The sequence below is a fragment of the Bradyrhizobium sp. P3_C3 genome (genome assembly GCF_056402655.1).
In genome coordinates this window covers 234011-250382 of sequence record NZ_JBFUGY010000013.1, presented here as the reverse complement: position 1 = coordinate 250382, position 16372 = coordinate 234011, and the positions used below count along the sequence as shown (strand labels likewise).

General features: G+C 64.3%; 15 protein-coding genes. 7 read left to right on the top strand and 8 right to left on the bottom strand.

Translation table 11 applies throughout. The annotated features are described in order from the left end of the window. Window positions 1-17: 17 nt before the first annotated feature. On the bottom strand, window positions 18-1736 hold the full coding sequence (locus AC1DW2_RS17405) for an IlvD/Edd family dehydratase (RefSeq protein WP_477006719.1): 1719 nt from the start codon (window positions 1734-1736) through the stop codon (window positions 18-20). A 174-nt stretch (window positions 1737-1910) separates the two neighbouring features. Between AC1DW2_RS17405 and AC1DW2_RS17400 the strand changes: the two genes are divergently transcribed. Then, the gene (locus AC1DW2_RS17400) at window positions 1911-2597 is read left to right on the top strand and encodes a GntR family transcriptional regulator (RefSeq protein ID WP_477006718.1); all 687 of its coding nucleotides are present in this window, start codon (window positions 1911-1913) and stop codon (window positions 2595-2597) included. A gap of 17 nt (window positions 2598-2614) precedes the next feature. Here AC1DW2_RS17400 and AC1DW2_RS17395 read toward each other — a convergent pair whose 3' ends face one another. The 3 genes from AC1DW2_RS17395 to AC1DW2_RS17385 form a co-directional block, all read right to left on the bottom strand. Continuing rightward, window positions 2615-3073, bottom strand: a complete 459-nt coding sequence (locus AC1DW2_RS17395; RefSeq protein ID WP_477006717.1) for a MaoC/PaaZ C-terminal domain-containing protein — start codon at window positions 3071-3073, stop codon at window positions 2615-2617. Window positions 3074-3263: 190 nt separating this feature from the next. After that, the gene (locus AC1DW2_RS17390) at window positions 3264-3677 is read right to left on the bottom strand and encodes a hypothetical protein (RefSeq protein WP_477006716.1); all 414 of its coding nucleotides are present in this window, start codon (window positions 3675-3677) and stop codon (window positions 3264-3266) included. Continuing rightward, complete coding sequence (locus AC1DW2_RS17385) at window positions 3674-3937, bottom strand: GlsB/YeaQ/YmgE family stress response membrane protein (protein ID WP_063986569.1); 264 nt, start codon at window positions 3935-3937, stop codon at window positions 3674-3676. The genes AC1DW2_RS17390 and AC1DW2_RS17385 overlap by 4 nt, the downstream gene beginning before the upstream one ends. Before the next feature lie 193 nt (window positions 3938-4130). Between AC1DW2_RS17385 and AC1DW2_RS17380 the strand changes: the two genes are divergently transcribed. Both AC1DW2_RS17380 and AC1DW2_RS17375 read left to right on the top strand, forming a co-directional pair. Beyond that, window positions 4131-5036, top strand: a complete 906-nt coding sequence (locus AC1DW2_RS17380) for a transglutaminase family protein (protein WP_477006715.1) — start codon at window positions 4131-4133, stop codon at window positions 5034-5036. A gap of 31 nt (window positions 5037-5067) precedes the next feature. Continuing rightward, entirely contained in the window at window positions 5068-5898 is an 831-nt protein-coding gene (locus tag AC1DW2_RS17375; protein ID WP_477006714.1) for a potassium channel family protein, read from the top strand. A gap of 70 nt (window positions 5899-5968) precedes the next feature. On the opposite strand, the gene AC1DW2_RS17370 is transcribed toward AC1DW2_RS17375, so the two are convergent. Next, on the bottom strand, window positions 5969-6793 hold the full coding sequence (locus AC1DW2_RS17370; protein WP_477006713.1) for an NAD-dependent epimerase/dehydratase family protein: 825 nt from the start codon (window positions 6791-6793) through the stop codon (window positions 5969-5971). A gap of 91 nt (window positions 6794-6884) precedes the next feature. Here AC1DW2_RS17370 and AC1DW2_RS17365 point away from each other — a divergent pair, with 91 nt between their 5' ends. After that, entirely contained in the window at window positions 6885-7853 is a 969-nt protein-coding gene (locus AC1DW2_RS17365; protein WP_477006712.1) for an SMP-30/gluconolactonase/LRE family protein, read from the top strand. Between the two features lie 273 nt (window positions 7854-8126). Here the strand turns inward: AC1DW2_RS17365 and AC1DW2_RS17360 are convergent, their stop codons facing one another. Further along, window positions 8127-9557 carry an aldehyde dehydrogenase family protein gene (locus AC1DW2_RS17360; protein WP_477006711.1) on the bottom strand — a complete coding sequence of 477 codons (1431 nt, stop codon included), beginning with the start codon at window positions 9555-9557 and terminating at the stop codon, window positions 8127-8129. A gap of 269 nt (window positions 9558-9826) precedes the next feature. Then, window positions 9827-12190 carry a transketolase gene (locus tag AC1DW2_RS17355; protein WP_477006710.1) on the bottom strand — a complete coding sequence of 788 codons (2364 nt, stop codon included), beginning with the start codon at window positions 12188-12190 and terminating at the stop codon, window positions 9827-9829. Between the two features lie 135 nt (window positions 12191-12325). Here AC1DW2_RS17355 and AC1DW2_RS17350 point away from each other — a divergent pair, with 135 nt between their 5' ends. The 3 genes from AC1DW2_RS17350 to AC1DW2_RS17340 all read left to right on the top strand — a co-directional run bounded on the left by AC1DW2_RS17350 (window position 12326) and on the right by AC1DW2_RS17340 (window position 15283). Next, on the top strand, window positions 12326-12787 hold the full coding sequence (locus tag AC1DW2_RS17350; RefSeq protein ID WP_477006709.1) for an Lrp/AsnC family transcriptional regulator: 462 nt from the start codon (window positions 12326-12328) through the stop codon (window positions 12785-12787). A 96-nt stretch (window positions 12788-12883) separates the two neighbouring features. Beyond that, entirely contained in the window at window positions 12884-13804 is a 921-nt protein-coding gene (ppk2, locus tag AC1DW2_RS17345) for a polyphosphate kinase 2 (protein WP_477006708.1), read from the top strand. 51 nt (window positions 13805-13855) lie between these two features. After that, the gene (locus tag AC1DW2_RS17340; RefSeq protein ID WP_477006707.1) at window positions 13856-15283 is read left to right on the top strand and encodes a TAXI family TRAP transporter solute-binding subunit; all 1428 of its coding nucleotides are present in this window, start codon (window positions 13856-13858) and stop codon (window positions 15281-15283) included. Here AC1DW2_RS17340 and AC1DW2_RS17335 read toward each other — a convergent pair. Then, window positions 15261-16340, bottom strand: coding sequence for a zinc-binding dehydrogenase (locus AC1DW2_RS17335; RefSeq protein WP_477006706.1), 1080 nt, complete (start codon window positions 16338-16340; stop codon window positions 15261-15263). The two genes, AC1DW2_RS17340 and AC1DW2_RS17335, sit on opposite strands and share 23 nt — an antisense overlap. Window positions 16341-16372: the final 32 nt, after the last annotated feature.

Here is a 16372-nt window from a genome sequence, read left to right as displayed (position 1 = left end):
CTCGTTCGGGTGGTTCGTCACCCCTTCTCAGTCTGCTTCCCAGTCCTCTGCATGAAATCGAAGTCGCAGCCCTCGTCGGCCTGCATGATGGTCTCGTTGAACAGCCAGGCGTAGCCGCGCCGCGCCTCATCGGGTGCTGCGGCCGGCTTCAATGCGGCGCGCCGACGCTCCAGCTCGGCGGCATCGACCAGCAGCTCGATGCTGCGCTTGGCAACATCCAGCCGGATCATGTCGCCGTTCTTTACCAGCGCGAGCGGTCCGCCGACAGCGGATTCCGGCGTGATGTGAAGCACGATGGTGCCGAACGCGGTGCCGCTCATGCGCGCATCCGAAATGCGCACCATATCCTTGGTGCCGCCGCGCGCGAGCTTCTTCGGGATCGGCAGATAACCCGCCTCGGGCATGCCGGGCGCGCCCTTGGGGCCGGCGTTGCGCAACACCAGCACGTCGTCGGAGTTCACGTCGAGATCGGGATGGTCGACCCGCAAGGTCATGTCCTCGACGGATTCGAACACCACCGCACGCCCGGTGTGCTGCAACAGCTTGGGGCTCGCGGCCGACTGCTTGATGACGGCACCGCGCGGGGCGAGATTGCCGTGCAGGACGGCAAGGCCGCCTTCCTTCTTGATCGGATTGTCGCGCGGACGGATCGCATCCTGGCCCGGCACGTCCTCCGCATTCGCGACGACATCGCGCAGCGTCTGGCCGCTGATGGTTTTCGCGTCGAGATCGACGAGATCGCCGAGCTGCGCCAGCAATTTCGGCACGCCACCGGCGTGGTGGAAATGCTCCATGTAGTGTTCGCCCGACGGCTTGAGGTCGACCAGCACCGGCACTTCGCGGCCAATCTGGTCGAACACTTCGAGATCGAGGCGGTGGGGCGAGCGATGCGCCATTGCCGTCAAATGGATCAGGCCGTTGGTCGAGCCGCCGATCGCCTGGAGCACGACCTGCGCATTCTTGAAAGACGCCGGCGTCAGCAATTCGCTTGGCTTCGGCCCCTTGGTCTTGGCCATCTCGGCGGCAACCCTGCCGCTCGCTTCGGCCAGGCGAAAGCGTTCGGCGTGCGGCGCGGGAATCGTCGCGCTCATCGGCAACGACAGGCCCATGGCTTCAATCATGCAGGCCATGGTCGAGGCCGTGCCCATCACCATGCAGGTGCCGACCGATGGCGCGAGGCGCCCGTTCACCGCCTCGATCTCGGCGTCGTCGATTTCACCGGCGCGATACTTGCCCCACAACCGGCGGCAGTCGGTGCAGGCCCCTAACACCTCGCCCTTGTGATGGCCGACCACCATGGGACCGACGGGAATGACCACGGTCGGCAAATCGGCGCTGATCGCGGCCATGACCTGCGCGGGAAGGGTCTTGTCGCAGCCGCCGATCACGATCACCGAATCCATCGGCTGGGCCCGGATCATCTCCTCGGTGTCCATCGCCATCAGATTGCGCAGATACATCGAGGTCGGATGCGCAAAGCTCTCGGCGATCGAGATGGTCGGAAACACGAACGGCATCGCGCCCGACAGCATCACGCCGCGCTTGGTGGCCTCGATGATCTGCGGGACGTTGCCGTGGCAGGGATTGTAGTCGCTATAGGTGTTGGTGATGCCGACGATCGGGCGCTCCAGCGCGTCGTCGGAATAGCCCATGGCCTTGATGAACGCCTTGCGCAGGAACAGCGAGAAGCCGGCATCGCCATAGCTCGTCAGCCCTTTGCGCAAACCACTCGTCATCATACCGCTCCTTCTCGCTTCCCATTGTGCTACAGCCTGCCCCCTGATTGTCAATAAGATTGGGCCAGATCGTCGCGCTTTCTGCCCCAGACACCGCCTTCCGACACAAATTATTGACAATCTGGGTTCTCCCTGCTCCACAAGGCGGACCGGCATGAGCCGGAGGCTGAGGGCATGTCCGACATCCGCACCGCAGACACCATGCCGGTCCGGCGCGACGATCCGGACGATGTCGTCGCGCGGCTGGAAGAGGACATCATCTTCGGCCGCCTGCCGCCGGGCGCGCGCCTGACCGAAGACGCGCTGATGTCGCGCTACGGCACCTCCCGGCACTTCGTGCGCCAGGCGCTGGTCGATGCCGAACGCCGCGGCATCGTCCGCCGCGAGAAGAACGTCGGCGCCACCGTGCGGTTCTACTCGGCCGAGGAAGTCCGGCAGATCTACGAGGTCCGCGAGATGCTGACCCGGCAGGCCGCGCTGATGATCCCCCTGCCCGCACAGCAAGCCCTGATCGACGAGCTGACCGGGCTGCAACGGCAATATTGCGCGAAGGCAGATGTGCAGGATTTGCGCGGCATTCACGAGGCCAACGACGCCTTTCACCTCGCGCTGTTCTCGGCCTGCGGCAATCCCTATCTCGTCCGCTCGCTCCAGGACTACATGAGCCTGACGCTGCCGATGCGCGCCAAGAACCTCGCCGACCGCGAGGGACTTGCGCAATCGCGGCGCCAGCATGAGTTGATGATCGAGCTGTTGAAGGGCCGCGACAGCTGGGCGCTGGCGCAGCTGTGCGTGGATCACATGCAGTTCAGCAAGTCGGATTATCTGGCAAGGATTGCGGGGGAAGAGGCGCGGCGGTAGGGCTTCGCTTCGACGTCTCAGGAACTCGCGATCGGCCGGCGCGCGACGAGGACTGTGCCGATGCATTGCAGCACGATTTCACGCTTTTGATTGCGGAGATGAATCTGGTTGCGGACGACACCCCTGTCGGAATGCGACTTGGTTTCGCGCTTCTCTAGGATCGTCACCTCAAGACCAAGCTCGTCTCCCGGGCGCACCGGCGCGGGCAACCTGAGTTCATCAAAACCGAGCCCGGCCAGGACACGAAGCGAAAAGGGCTGTGTCTTGCTCAACAACGAAATGAGGATCGCGAAGGTGTGAGCACTTGATGCCGTCAGCCCCGCAAAGACCGAGCGCGCGGCAGCTTCCTCATCGACATGAAAGGGCTGCGGGTCGAACTTCCTGGCAAATTCGATGATTTCGTCCCTCGATACCTGATACGGGCCCGCTGTCCGCAATTTGCCGACCTCAGCCTCGTCGAAATACAGGATGACCATCAACGTTTCCCAAGTGCCGGCTGGATGTGATGAAACCTTAGCCGCCCTGCCGCTCAAAGTCAGCGGATCGACGCTGCCGCTCTGCTTTGGTCGGACGTGAGATGAACCCGTAGGATGGGCAGAACTCTTGCGAAACCCATCGCCTCAGTCTTTCTCTTTCGGGTTCAACTGCCGAGTAGCCCTCGAATGTTCAGTATCGCTTCAGCAGGCCGCGATCCACGCTGGCATCACCATAGTCGGCGCAAGCCCCTTTAGGATCCTTGATCAATTCCGCCAGGACGCGTTTGATCGTCTTGCTGGCCGCCTCGAACACCTCGGGACGAAACTTGCCGGGATCGTAGCTCTCGCCATCGTGGGCCTTTATCGCCGCGGAAAAGGCGTCGATCATGGCCATCGCCGCCTCAGGACTACCGAGCAGCCGGGCGCCGAGCTGAACGCCCCCGGCGCCATCGACCTCGTAACCGTCGCATCGCTGCTCCAGCACCACGGATGCGGTGACGAGCTGGTCGAGGAACGTCGCCTCGGCGTCGCTGAGCGCTCCGGCTCGCGCCGGCTCTGAGACGATCATCGCGAGCATCGCGACGGCTGATAGCGTGATTTTCAAGCGCGCCCCTGACGACCCATGACAAGGCCGTACAGGAAGAGGAGGATGATGGCTCCGACCACGCTGCCGATGAAGCCGGCGGCCTCTCCGAAATGATACCAGCCCACGGCTTGACCGAGCCAGGTCGCGACGAACGCGCCGACGATTCCCAAGACCGTCGTCAGGATGAACCCCGTGGGCTCGGACTTGTCGCCGGGCATGATGAATTTCGCGACCACGCCGACGATAAATCCAATGATGATCGTCCAAAGGATACCCATGTCCATCGCTCCATTCGGTCGGTTTGCACATCAACGTCTGAAGGAATGCGTGATCGCTTGATGGGCCAGACGATCCCGGGAACGACGTTGATCTAGATCAATGGGTGGAAGCGGCCGGGCCGAAAGCTGGCGCCTGCTCTCTCTTGCGCGGGAAGGCGCTCAATGCGCTCCGCAACGCGAAGCGGATCAATGCATGGCGATCATTGGCGAGATCACGCACACCACGACCTACCGCTATGCAAAGCCGGTGACGTTCGGCACGCACCGGGCGATGTTCCTGCCGCGGCGCGGCGCCGCGACCCGGCTGCTTCGCTGGTCCGCTGCTACCAGCCTGCCGTCAAAGGTGCATTGGGTCACCGACTCCCGCTCCAATGCCGTCACGGTGATGGACTTCAGCGAACCCGGCAGCGAGCTGACATTCACGTTTAGGGTTCGTGGAGTCTATTTCGGCATCAAGGGTCTGGCGACATTTCCGCTGGAGCCCCGGGCCGAGGAGGTCCCCGTGCAGTACACCCCGGACGAATGGACCGACCTTGCCGGTTACCTGCGCCCGCATGCCGACGATGCAGACGGCAGTCATGCGGCGTGGACCAAGAGCTTCGTTGCCGGCGATCAGGATCGGACCGCCGACGTGCTGCGCCGAATGCTCGGCAGGTTTCGGAGCGACTTCAGCTATCGCGGCAGAGATGCCGAAGGCACACAGTCACCCGGCGAAACGCTGCGCACGAAATCGGGCACCTGCCGGGACTTCGCCTGGCTGATGATCGAGACGTTGCGCCGGCTCGGCTTTGCCGCACGCTTCGTCAGCGGTTATCTCTATGATGCGGCGCTCGATGGCGGCGCCGTGGGCATGACCGGCTCCGGCGCGACCCACGCATGGGTGCAGGTATTCCTGCCCGGCGCCGGCTGGCTGGATTACGATCCAACCAACAGTTTGAGCGCCGGCTTCGACCTCATTCCGGTGGCCATTGCGCGGCATCCGGGCCAGGCCGTGCCGTTGGCTGGCTCGTGGTTCGGCGATCCCGGCGACTATTTGGGCATGTCGATCAATGTCGCCGTCAACAAGATCGGCGAAATGCTCGATCCTTCGGAAGCGTAGGCTACCGGGATAGGCGCGGCGGTCGCTGACCATGGCATTTTATCGCAACAGTACGAAGGGACATGGGCCGCTCGACGCCATCGCCGTCCCATTTGAGGCCCTGAAGGGCAGGATCCGGCAACTTTACGAAGGCGACACGTTCGGCTGCATAAAATTCCGATACGCCCTGCTCGCGCTGGACGTCGTCACTGTTCTGTTCATCATCGCGACCTCGTTCCTGCCTCGCAACAGGGCCGTCGAGTCGCTCGATGTGGTGTTCGGCGTGCTGATCCTTGCGGATTTCGCCGCACGGATGATCATCAGCCGTCAGCCGCTGCATGACCTGGCGCGGCTTTCGACCTGGACCGACATCGTCGTCATCATCTCGTTCCTTGCGCCGCTCGCCGGAGAGGCCGGCGGCTTCCTGCGCGCATTTCGAACACTGAGGCTGCTGCGCGACTACCAGATGGTGGCGCGCCTCCGGGTCGACAGCCCCTTCTTCCGGCGAAACGAGGAAGTCGTTTTTGCCGTCGTGAACCTCGGCGTGTTCATTTTCGTGATGACCGGGATCGTCTACGAGACGCAGAAGTCTCACAATCACCAGATCGCCAACTATGCCGACGCGCTCTACTTCACGGTCACCGCACTGACCACAACCGGCTTCGGCGACATCACCTTGCCCGGGACCGTCGGCCGCCTGATCACCGTCGTCATCATGATCTTTGGCGTGACCCTTTTCCTGAATCTCGCCAAGGCACTGCTCGCGCCCTCCAAGGTACGCTTCCCCTGTCCGGTTTGCGCCCTGCAGCGCCACGATGTCGACGCGGTGCATTGCAAAGCTTGTGGCACCGTATTGAACATTCCCGATGAAGGCATGGACTAGGCTGCATGCCGGCGCGAGTGCCGCGGAGAGGCCCCCTCACCTCATGACTGTAGAGAGGGGGCATGGCATTTCAGCGCTTACTCCAATCAATGATCCGGTTCGCATCGCCGTCGAACTCGTTGCTGCAGAACGCGCCGCCCTGGTAGTGGTCGCCGACCGGATCCGGCTTCAGCTTGGCCTGCTCGGCCATGGCGTGCTCGCGGAAATCCTCGGCGCGCCCCGTCGGGCGATAGCCGAATTCGTAGGCGCGGTGGTTGTCCCACCAGGCGCGCTCGTTGAGGGAGGCGCCGTAGAAGACCTCGAAATGGATGTCGGGATGTTCGAGCCCGATGCGGCAGAGCTGCACGAGGTCGTCGGGCTTCAGCCAGATCGAGAGCCGGCGCTGGTCGAGCGGCATGTCGCCGAAATTGCCGATGCGCAGGCAGGTCACCTTCAGGCCATGCTTGTCGGCGTAGAGCGCACCGACCGCCTCGCCGAACACCTTGCTGACGCCATAACGGCCGTCGGGGCGCGGGGTGACGTCGGTCCCGATCTTGTGGTGGCGGGGATAGAAGCCGACGGCGTGGTTGGACGAGGCGAACACCACGCGCTTGACGCCCTTGCGGTACGCGGCCTCGAACAGATTGTAGCCGCCGATGATATTGGCCTGGAGGATTTGGTCCCAGCTGCCTTCGACCGAATAGCCGCCGAAATGGATGATGCCGTCGACGCCCTCGCAGATCGCCTCGCACTGCGCAAGATCGGCGAGATCCGCCGCCTTGAATTTTTCGTTCGCGCCGAGATCGGCGGGCGGCTTGATGTCGGAGAGCAGGAGATCCGGATAGATCGGCGGCAGCAATTTTCGCAGGCTCGTGCCGATTCCGCCCGAAGCTCCCGTCATCAAAATACGCGGCATGTCTTCCCTCGCCTGTGGTGACCGATTTGCGGCCGTAGATAACTGATGCTAGCAGATTTGGACAGAGGGAACGCAACAACGAGAATTGCACATGAACGATGCATCGTCCCACGCTCAAGGCTGGCGGCCGGCGACCTATTACCCCGATCCGGCGATAAAAGCACTGGACCCCCGCTTCGAAAAATACTGGCTGAAGCTGTCGGCGGTGGAGCGGCTGGCGACCGGCCTGCGCTGGGCCGAGGGTCCCGTGTGGTTCGGCGACGGCCGCTATCTCCTGTGCAGCGACATCCCGAACCAGCGCATCATCAAATGGGAGGAGGAGACCGGAACCGTCTCGGTCTTCCGAAAGCCCTCGAATTTCGCCAACGGCAACACCAGGGATCGTCAGGGCCGGCTCGTCACCTGCGAGCATGGCGGCCGCCGCGTGGTGCGCACCGAATATGACGGAAGCATCACCGTGCTGATGGATTCGTTCGGCGGCAAGCCGCTGAACTCGCCGAACGACGTCGTGGTGAAGTCCGACGGCTCGATCTGGTTCACCGATCCGACCTTCGGCCTGCTCGGCAATTACGAGGGCTACAAGGCGGAGCCCGAGATCGAGCCGAACGTCTATCGGCTCGATCCCGCGACCGGCAAAGCGACCATCGTTGCCGAGGGCGTGCTCGGTCCGAACGGGCTGTGCTTCTCGCCCGACGAGAAGATCCTGTATGTCGTGGAATCGCGCGGCGTGCCGAACCGAAAGATCCTCGCCTATGACGTCTCGCTTGACGGCACCACGATCTCCAACAAGCGCGTCCACATCGATGCCGGCCCGGGCACACCGGACGGCATGCGCTGCGACATCGACGGCAATCTCTGGTGCGGCTGGGGCATGGGCGATCCCGAGCTCGACGGCGTCGTCGTATTCGCGCCCGACGGCGTCATGATCGGCCGCATCGCGCTGCCCGAGCGCTGCGCCAATCTCTGCTTCGGCGGCGTCAAGCGCAACCGCCTGTTCATGGCGGCAAGCCAGTCGATCTACGCGCTGTATGTGAACACGCAAGGCGCGGTCGGGGGATAGGCGTTCCGCAGCGACGGTCTCGTAGGGTGGGCAAAGCGAAAGCGTGCCCACCGCTTCTTGTTCGTCGCGGAATGGTGGGCACGTCGCTTCGCTCCTTTGCCCACCCTACGAGATCTCTCCTCCGTCATTGCGAGCGAAGCGAAGCAATCCAGAGTCTTTCCGTGGAGACAGTCTGGATTGCTTCGTCGCTGCGCTCCTCGCAATGACGACGGAGCAAAACAAAACGCCGGAGCGGTTTCCCGCTCCGGCGTCATGTTGGTTCTCGACGTAAGCTTACGCCGCGTTGAAGCCCGCAACGGCCTTCACTTCGAGGAAGTCCTCGAGGCCGTACTTGCCCCACTCGCGGCCGTTGCCCGACTGCTTGTAGCCGCCGAACGGCGCGGTGCGGTCGTTGGGCACGCCCTGGAGATTGACGTTGCCGGCGCGGATCTGGCGACCCACGCGCTTGGCGTCCTCAACCGAAGCGCCCGAGACGTAGCCGGCAAGGCCATACGGCGTGTCGTTGGCGATGTGCACGGCCTCAGACTCGTCCTTGGCGCCGATGATGGTCAGCACCGGTCCGAAGATCTCTTCACGGGCGATCGTCATGTCGGGAGTGACGTCGGCGAAGATGGTAGGACGGACGTAGAAGCCCTTGTTGACGCCCTCAGGCAGGCCCGGGCCGCCGGCGACGAGCGTTGCGCCCTCGTCGATGCCCTTCTTGATGAGGCCCTGGATCTTGTCCCACTGGCCGCGGTTGACGACCGGACCAATGGTAGTGCCTTCAGCGCGGGGATCACCGGCCTTGGTCTTGTCGGCGACAGCCTTCGCGATCGCAGCGACTTCCTTCATCTTCGACAGCGGCACGATCATGCGCGAGGGTGCGTTGCAGGACTGGCCGGAGTTGTTGAACATGTGCATCACGCCGCCGGTCACCGCCTTCTGCAGGTCGGCACCTTCGAGGATGACGTTCGGCGACTTGCCGCCGAGCTCCTGGCTGACGCGCTTCACGGTCGGCGCGGCGCGCTTGGCCACGTCGATGCCGGCGCGGGTCGAGCCGGTGAACGAGATCATGTCGATATCAGGATGCTCGCTCATGGCGGCGCCGACCTCGGGGCCGAGGCCGTTGACGAGGTTGAACACGCCCTTCGGCACACCCGCTTCGTGGAGGATTTCCGCGAAGATCAAAGCCGAGGTCGGGGTGAACTCCGACGGCTTCAGGATCATGGTGCAGCCGGCGGCGAGCGCAGGCGCGACCTTGCAAGCGATCTGGTTGAGCGGCCAGTTCCAGGGCGTGATCATGCCGACCACGCCGACCGGCTCGCGCAGCACCATGGCGGTGCCGACCGGTTCCTCGAAATGATAGTTCTTGAGCACGTCGAGCGTGGTCATGAGGTGGCCGAGGCCGGCGCCGGCCTGGAGCTTCTCCGCCATCGGCAGCGGCGCGCCCATCTCGTCGGAGACGGCGGCGCCGATCTCCTTGAGCCGGCCCTTGTAGACCTCGATGACTCTCGTGAGCAGCGCGACGCGCTCCTCGCGGCTGGTCTGGGAGAAAGTTGCAAAGGCGCGCTTGGCAGCAGTGACGGCCTTGTCGACGTCAGCCTTGGAGCCCAGCGCAACCTCGTACATCGCCTCTTCCGTCGCGGGATTGACCACGGCGGTGGACTTCTTGACGGCGGGATCGACCCAGGCGCCGTCGATGTAGAATTGCATGCGATTGACCATCGTTAACCTCTTCTTGGGGGCTTGGAGGGGGCGTTTCGGCAGGCATCCTTGCACGAAAGCGCCGGCAATTGAACCCGCCATATGCGGGGCCAGCGTTGCGGCGGACGGAGGATATATGAGCCGATGGCGGGAACGAGGCAAGGCTCCCTCAGGTGTCATTCCGGGACGCGGCACTTGGCGCGGGCCCGGAATCCATAACCACGATCGGGAGTATGGATTTCGGGCTCGACGCTACGCGTCGCCCCGGAATGACACGGCAGTTACCTCAACTACACCGCCATCTTCCGGTGCAGCACCGGTGCGCCGGTGGTGAGGCTTTCGGCCGCATCGATGATCGCATTCGCATCGATGCCGTAATGGCGGTAGAGGTCCGCGATCGTGCCGGTCTGGCCGAACTGCTCGACGCCGAGCGCCTCGACGCGATGACCGCGGACGCTGCCGAGCCAACCGAGCGCGGAGGGATGGCCGTCGATCACGGTCACGATGCCGCAGTCGCGCGGCAGCGGCGCGAGCAGCTTTTCGATGTGGCTGAGATGCTGCACGCCACGCCGATCGCGCCGCAATTTCCGCGCCGCGGTCCAACCCGCATGCAGGCGATCCGCCGAGGTGATCGCGAGCAGGCCGATGTCGCGCCGGCTTTCGCCGATGAAACCGGTCGCCTCGATCGCTTCGGGCGCGACCGCGCCGGTATAGGCGATCACGAGTTCGGCATTGGGTCCCGGCTTGCGCAGCCAGTAGGCGCCGTCGGTGATGCCCTGCGCAAGCTCCGGTGTCATGATCCGCTGCGCCTGCTCGATGCTGCGCGTCGAGAGCCGCAGATAGACGGAACCGCCCTCGCCCGGATCGCGCTGCATGTGATTGAAGCCCCAAGCCATGATCACGGCGAGCTCGTCGACGAAAGCCGGCTCGAACGAGGCGAGCCCGTCCTGCGCCATGCCGATCAACGGCGTCGCGATCGACTGGTGCGCGCCGCCTTCAGGCGCCAGCGTGATGCCCGAGGGCGTCGCCGCCACCATGAAGCGCGCATCCTGGTAGCAGGCGTAGTTCAATGCATCGAGGCCGCGCTCGATGAAGGGATCGTAGAGGGTGCCGACCGGCAGCAGCCGCTCGCCATTGATCTGGTGCGACAGGCCCAGCGCCGAGAGCATGATGAACAGGTTCATCTCGGCGATGCCGAGCTCGAGATGCTGGCCCTTGGGCGAGAAGTCCCAATTGAACGTGGAGGGAATTTTCTCGCTGCGGAATAAGTCCGCCTTCTCGCCGCGCGCGAACAGGCCGCGCCGGTTCACCCACGGACCGAGATTGGTCGAGACCGTGACGTCGGGCGAGGTCGTGACAATGCGCCTCGCCAGCTCGCTGTCGTCGCGCGCGATCTCGTTCAGCACGAGGCCAAAGCCTTGCTGGGTCGACATCTGCGGCGACGGCTTGAACGCGAGTTGCTGGGGCACCTCGACCACGGGCGCGGTCAGCCGGCGGCCGTCCTGGTTGAACGGCACGCGCGCGAGGAAGGCGTCGAGCTCGGCGGCGTCCTGCGCGAGGCCCTCGTACTTGTCCCATTCGTGGCCCGGACGGATGTTCTGGCTCTCGCGATATTTCTCCATCTGCGTGACCGTCATCAGGCCGGCGTGGTTGTCCTTGTGGCCCTGGAACGGCAGGCCGACGCCCTTGATGGTGTAGGCGATGAAGCAGACCGGGCGATCGTGGTCGATGGACTCGAACGCCTCCAGCATGCTCGCCATGTCGTGGCCGCCGAGGTTCGACATCAGCGCCAGCAGCTGCTCGTCGCTGCGCCTGTCGATCAGCTTGGTGATCGGGCCCTGATCGCCGATCTCGTCGTGCAGATGCTTGCGGAAGGCAGCACCGCCCTGGAAGCACAGCGCCGCGTAGAGCGCGTTCGGGCAATTGTCGATCCAGCGCTTCAGCGCCTCACCGCCTGGCTCGGCAAAGGCCTCGCGCATCAGGCGGCCATATTTCACGATCACCACGTCCCAGCCGAAATTGCGGAACATGGTCTCGAACTTTTCCCAGAGCCCCTCCCGCACGACGGCGTCGAGCGACTGCCTGTTATAGTCGACCACCCACCAGGTGTTGCGCAAGCCGTGCTTCCAGCCTTCGGCGAGCGCCTCGAAAATGTTGCCCTCGTCCATCTCGGCATCACCGACCAGGGCAATCATTCGCCCTTCGCGACGATCCTTCATCCAGCCATGCGCCTTGACGTAGTCCTGCACCAGCGAGGCAAACAGCGTCTGCGCGACGCCGAGGCCGACGGAGCCGGTGGAGAAATCGACGTCGTCGACATCCTTGGTGCGCGAGGGATAGGACTGCGCGCCCTTGAACCCGCGAAAGTTCTCCAGCTTCTCGCGGGTCTGCCGGCCGAACAGGTACTGGATGGCGTGGAACACCGGGCTCGCATGCGGCTTCACCGCGACGCGATCCTCAGGGCGCAGGACGCCAAAATACAGCGCCGACATGATGGTCGCGAGCGAGGCGGACGAGGCCTGGTGTCCCCCGACCTTGAGCCCGTCCGCGTTGGCGCGGATGTGGTTGGCGTGATGGATGGTCCATGACGACAGCCACAGCGCCTTGCGGGCCAGCGCGGTCAACGTGTCCAGACGGGCGGTATCAACGGGCATGACGATGGCTCCCGGAAACAGGTCGGACGATGATACGCCTGCGGGCGGCGCCAAACTTCTCAATTTTTCGCGCCATACCACCAAATATTGGGATACCTTACCAATGGAACGCCACTTCAGACAGGTTTCATCCCAATGCCAGACCTCGACGCCATCGACCGGAAAATCCTCGCTTTGCTCCAGAACGACAGCCGGCTGACCATGCAGGAACTGGCCGACAAGGTCGGGCTCTCGGTGTCGCCCTGCCATCGCCGGGTCAAGCTGCTGGAGGAGCGCGGGGTCATCAGCCGCTACATTGCGACCGTCGACCAGAAGGCGCTGGGGCTGCATGTCAGCGTCTTCATCTCGATCAAGCTGGCGCGGCAGAAGGAGGAGGATCTGAATCGCTTCGCGCGCGCGATCTCGAAATGGGACGAGGTGCTGGAGTGCTATCTGATGACCGGCAACCGCGACTATCTCCTGCGCGTGGTGGCGGTCGACCTCGCCTCCTACGAGACCTTTCTCAAGACCAAGCTGACCCGGCTCGACGGCATTGCCTCGATCGAGTCGAGCTTCGCGCTCAGCCAGGTCAAATATTCGATCGCCCTGCCGGTCTGACGGCCCCGCCGGGCTATTTCGGAACCGGTGTCACATGGGCGCAATAAACCCCGCCGATGGTCACGGGCGACAGGCACCCTGCCGAAAGAAGGACCCATGACCGCATCCGACCGCACCCCTGAAATGGCCAAACGCGAGCGCATCATCCGGGAAATGACCGACGATCTCGACGAAGAGCTGGAGATGGAGCTCGATGACAGCAGGCTCGACGAGTTGCTGGACGAGACGGACGCGCTCCGCCCGACGGTGGATCGCAGGCTCTATTTCCGGGAATTGCTCCGCCTCCAGGGCGAACTGGTCAAGCTGCAGGACTGGGTGCAGAGCGAGAAGAAGAAGGTCGTGGTGCTGTTCGAGGGCCGCGATTCCGCGGGCAAGGGCGGCGTCATCAAGCGCATCACCCAGCGCCTCAATCCCCGCATCTGCCGCGTCGCGGCGCTCCCCGCCCCGAGCGAGCGCGAGCGCACGCAATGGTATTTCCAGCGCTACGTGTCGCATCTGCCGGCCGGCGGCGAAATGGTGCTGTTCGACCGCAGCTGGTACAACCGCGCCGGCGTCGAGCGCGTGATGGGCTTCTGCACCGACGAGCAATACCAAGAATTCTTCAAGACGGTGCCCGAGTTCGAGCGGATGCTGATCCGCTCCGGCATCATCCTGGTCAAATACTGGTTCTCGATCACCGACGACGAACAGCAGTTCCGCTTCAGCATGCGCATCAGGGATCCGCTGAAGCAGTGGAAGCTGAGCCCGATGGACGTCGAGGCGCGCAGCCGCTGGGAGGCGTATACCAAGGCCAAGGAGACGATGCTGGAGCACACGCATCTTCCGGACTCACCGTGGTGGATCGTCGACGCAGTCGACAAGAAGCGCGCGCGGCTCAACTGCATCGCGCATCTTCTCAGTCAGATGCCGTACCAGGAGGTCGCCCGCGTGCCCGTGGTGCTGCCGCCGCGCGTGCGCAACCCCGACTATCACCGCGGCCCGATTCCGCCGGAGATGTACGTGCCTTCGAAATACTGACGGCACCCGCCGCGCCTGCCGTCGGGCGAGCTTGCCGATGAGGAAAGCGAGATGCCCGTGCCGAGCGATCTGAGCTTGAGGAGAGACGCGTCGTCTCGCCGCCGCAATCGCTTTGGCCCGTGGCTCGCGCTCGCAAGCGTGCTCTCGGTGCTCACGGTCGCTCTTGCCCTCGCCTATTGGGTCTGGCAGCCGGCGACGCTACGCATCGCGGTCGGGCCAGCCGGCAGTGACGACCAGGCGCTGATTGCGGCCGTGGCGAAGGCGTTCGACGCCAGGGGTGGCGCGGTGCGGCTCGTCCCGATCGAGACCGACGGCACACTGCAAAGCCTCAATCTGCTCGGCGCCGGCAAGGCCGAGCTTGCGGTGGCTCGCGGCGACTTCGCCATGCCGGCCGACACCAATTCGGTGGCGATCCTGCGGCGGAATTTCGTGGTGTTGTGGGCGCCAGCGGCGCGCAAGGGCGCCGCCAGGCCGAAGATCATGGAGATCGCCTCCCTCACGGGGCGCCGCATCGGGGTCGTCGGCCTTGGCGATGCCAATCTCAATCTGCTCCGCGTCATCCTCGCCGAGTCAGGCGTCAATCCGCAGAAGGTCACGATCGCACAGTTCGGTATCGACCGCATCTCCGAGATGGCCCAGGACTCAACGCTCGACGCCTTCATGATGGTGGGCGCACTCGACGACAAGGCGATCGCAAGCACGATCGCCACCACCGCGCGCCTGCGCGGCGAGCCCAAGTTCCTGTCCGTCGACGTCTCCGACGCTATCGCCGAGCGGCATCCGCTCTACGAATCCGAGGAAATTCCCGCGAGTGCATTTTCCACAACGCCGCAGCGGCCGGACGACAAGGTCGACACCATCGCCGTCAATCATCTGATCGTCGCGCCCGCTTCATTGTCCGAGGACACGGTCGCTGCCTTCACCCGCGAGCTGTTTACGGTCCGTCAGTCGCTCGTGAAGGACTTGCCCGGCGCCAGTCACATCCAGAAGCCTGACACCGACAAAGACGCCGCGCTGCCGGCGCATCCGGGAGCCGCCGCCTTTATCGACGGCAACGAACGCAGCTTCATGGACAAATACAGCGACTACATCTGGGGCGTGGTGCTGCTGCTCTCCGGCCTCGGCTCGGTCGCCGCATGGCTGCGGCATTATCTGCGGCGCGAGGAGCGCAGCGAGAACGCGCTGCATCGCGACCGCCTGCTCAACGCGATCTCCAGCGTGCGCGAGGCAACCTCGCTCGACGATCTCGCCGCCATGCAGAGCGCGGCCGATGACATTTTGCGCGAAACGCTGGCCTGTCACGAAGACGGCGCTATCGAGGACGGCGATCTCGCCGCCTTCGGCCTCGTGCTGGCGCAATTCCATCAGGCGATCGTCGACCGCCGGGCCGTGATCGCCCAGGTGAGCGATGCCGACGTCGCGGCGAAACCCGACGGCGGCGTGCTTCAGCCGTTCCCTATTTCCACGGCTGCACGATGATCTTGGTGTGCGCCTCAGGGTTGGCGAGGTCGGCGAATGCTTTTGCGACGCCGTCGAGGCCGACCTCGGCGGTCACCATCGCCGCCGCATCCACCTGCCCTTCCGCGATCAGGCGCAGTGACGCTGCGAACTCATCCGGCGTGTAGCCGAGCACATATTGGACGTTGAGCTCCTTCATGATGCCGAGCATGGGTTCGCTCCTGTCGGTCTCCATGCAGACGCCGACCACCACGATGCGCGCATCACGCGGGGCGCCCTCGAACACCTGCTGTAACAGGCCGGGCACGCCGACGCATTCGAAGATGATTGCGGGCTTCAGTGCCGGCAGCATGGCCTGCAATGGCGGCCGCGCCGCCTTCTCGGCCTCCGACATCTGCGCGTGCTCGGCCCAGGTCGCATAGGGCTGCGACACCTTGGGATCGACGACGATATCGGCGCCGAGCCTTGCCGCGAGCGCACGCCGCGCCGGCGAATAGTCGGCCGCGACGATCGGATGCAGGCCCTTGATCCTCAGCGCGGCGATCACCGCGAGGCCGACCGGGCCGCAGCCGATCACGAGCGGCACCTCGCCGCCCCGGATGTTGGCTTTCGCCACGGCGTGGACGCCGACCGCGAGCGGCTCGGTCAGCGCGGCATGTTCGGGCGCGAGACCGTTGGGCACTTCGAGCAGCAGCGGCTCGCTGAGCAGCATCGCCTCGGCATAGCCGCCGATATTGTCGTTGGAATAGCCGATGCCCTCGATGCCCTGCGGCGTCACGAGCGCCGGGAGCGAACAGACGCGGGTGCCGGGCTTGAGCTTGCGCGCGGTTCCGGGACCGTAATCGACGATCTCACAGCAGAACTCATGGCCGAACACGACGTCGCGGGCGAGGTCCATCGGCTTGCGGCCGGTCTTCTTCGCCATCTCCACCATGCGGGGAGCATGCTGGCGAGCATGAAGGTCGGAGCCGCAGATGCCGCAGGCAAGCGTCCTGACCAGCACCTGACCGTTACCGGGCTTTGGCTCGGCCATCCGGTCGACGACAATCTCACCGTTCCTGAAAATCGCAGCGCGCATCCGGCTCCTCCCGTGTTGGTGGAACCGTTGAT

What these genes read in the sequence shown, in the direction of transcription:
- AC1DW2_RS17405 (WP_477006719.1), bottom strand. Translation starts at nt 1,736, where the DNA reads ATGACGAGTGGTTTGCGCAAAGGGCTGACGAGCTATGGCGATGCCGGC.
- AC1DW2_RS17400 (WP_477006718.1), top strand. Translation starts at nt 1,911, where the DNA reads ATGTCCGACATCCGCACCGCAGACACCATGCCGGTCCGGCGCGACGAT.
- AC1DW2_RS17395 (WP_477006717.1), bottom strand. Translation starts at nt 3,073, where the DNA reads ATGGTCATCCTGTATTTCGACGAGGCTGAGGTCGGCAAATTGCGGACA.
- AC1DW2_RS17385 (WP_063986569.1), bottom strand. Translation starts at nt 3,937, where the DNA reads ATGGGTATCCTTTGGACGATCATCATTGGATTTATCGTCGGCGTGGTC.
- AC1DW2_RS17380 (WP_477006715.1), top strand. Translation starts at nt 4,131, where the DNA reads ATGGCGATCATTGGCGAGATCACGCACACCACGACCTACCGCTATGCA.
- AC1DW2_RS17375 (WP_477006714.1), top strand. Translation starts at nt 5,068, where the DNA reads ATGGCATTTTATCGCAACAGTACGAAGGGACATGGGCCGCTCGACGCC.
- AC1DW2_RS17370 (WP_477006713.1), bottom strand. Translation starts at nt 6,793, where the DNA reads ATGCCGCGTATTTTGATGACGGGAGCTTCGGGCGGAATCGGCACGAGC.
- AC1DW2_RS17365 (WP_477006712.1), top strand. Translation starts at nt 6,885, where the DNA reads ATGAACGATGCATCGTCCCACGCTCAAGGCTGGCGGCCGGCGACCTAT.
- AC1DW2_RS17360 (WP_477006711.1), bottom strand. Translation starts at nt 9,557, where the DNA reads ATGGTCAATCGCATGCAATTCTACATCGACGGCGCCTGGGTCGATCCC.
- AC1DW2_RS17355 (WP_477006710.1), bottom strand. Translation starts at nt 12,190, where the DNA reads ATGCCCGTTGATACCGCCCGTCTGGACACGTTGACCGCGCTGGCCCGC.
- AC1DW2_RS17350 (WP_477006709.1), top strand. Translation starts at nt 12,326, where the DNA reads ATGCCAGACCTCGACGCCATCGACCGGAAAATCCTCGCTTTGCTCCAG.
- ppk2 (WP_477006708.1), top strand. Translation starts at nt 12,884, where the DNA reads ATGACCGCATCCGACCGCACCCCTGAAATGGCCAAACGCGAGCGCATC.
- AC1DW2_RS17340 (WP_477006707.1), top strand. Translation starts at nt 13,856, where the DNA reads ATGCCCGTGCCGAGCGATCTGAGCTTGAGGAGAGACGCGTCGTCTCGC.
- AC1DW2_RS17335 (WP_477006706.1), bottom strand. Translation starts at nt 16,340, where the DNA reads ATGCGCGCTGCGATTTTCAGGAACGGTGAGATTGTCGTCGACCGGATG.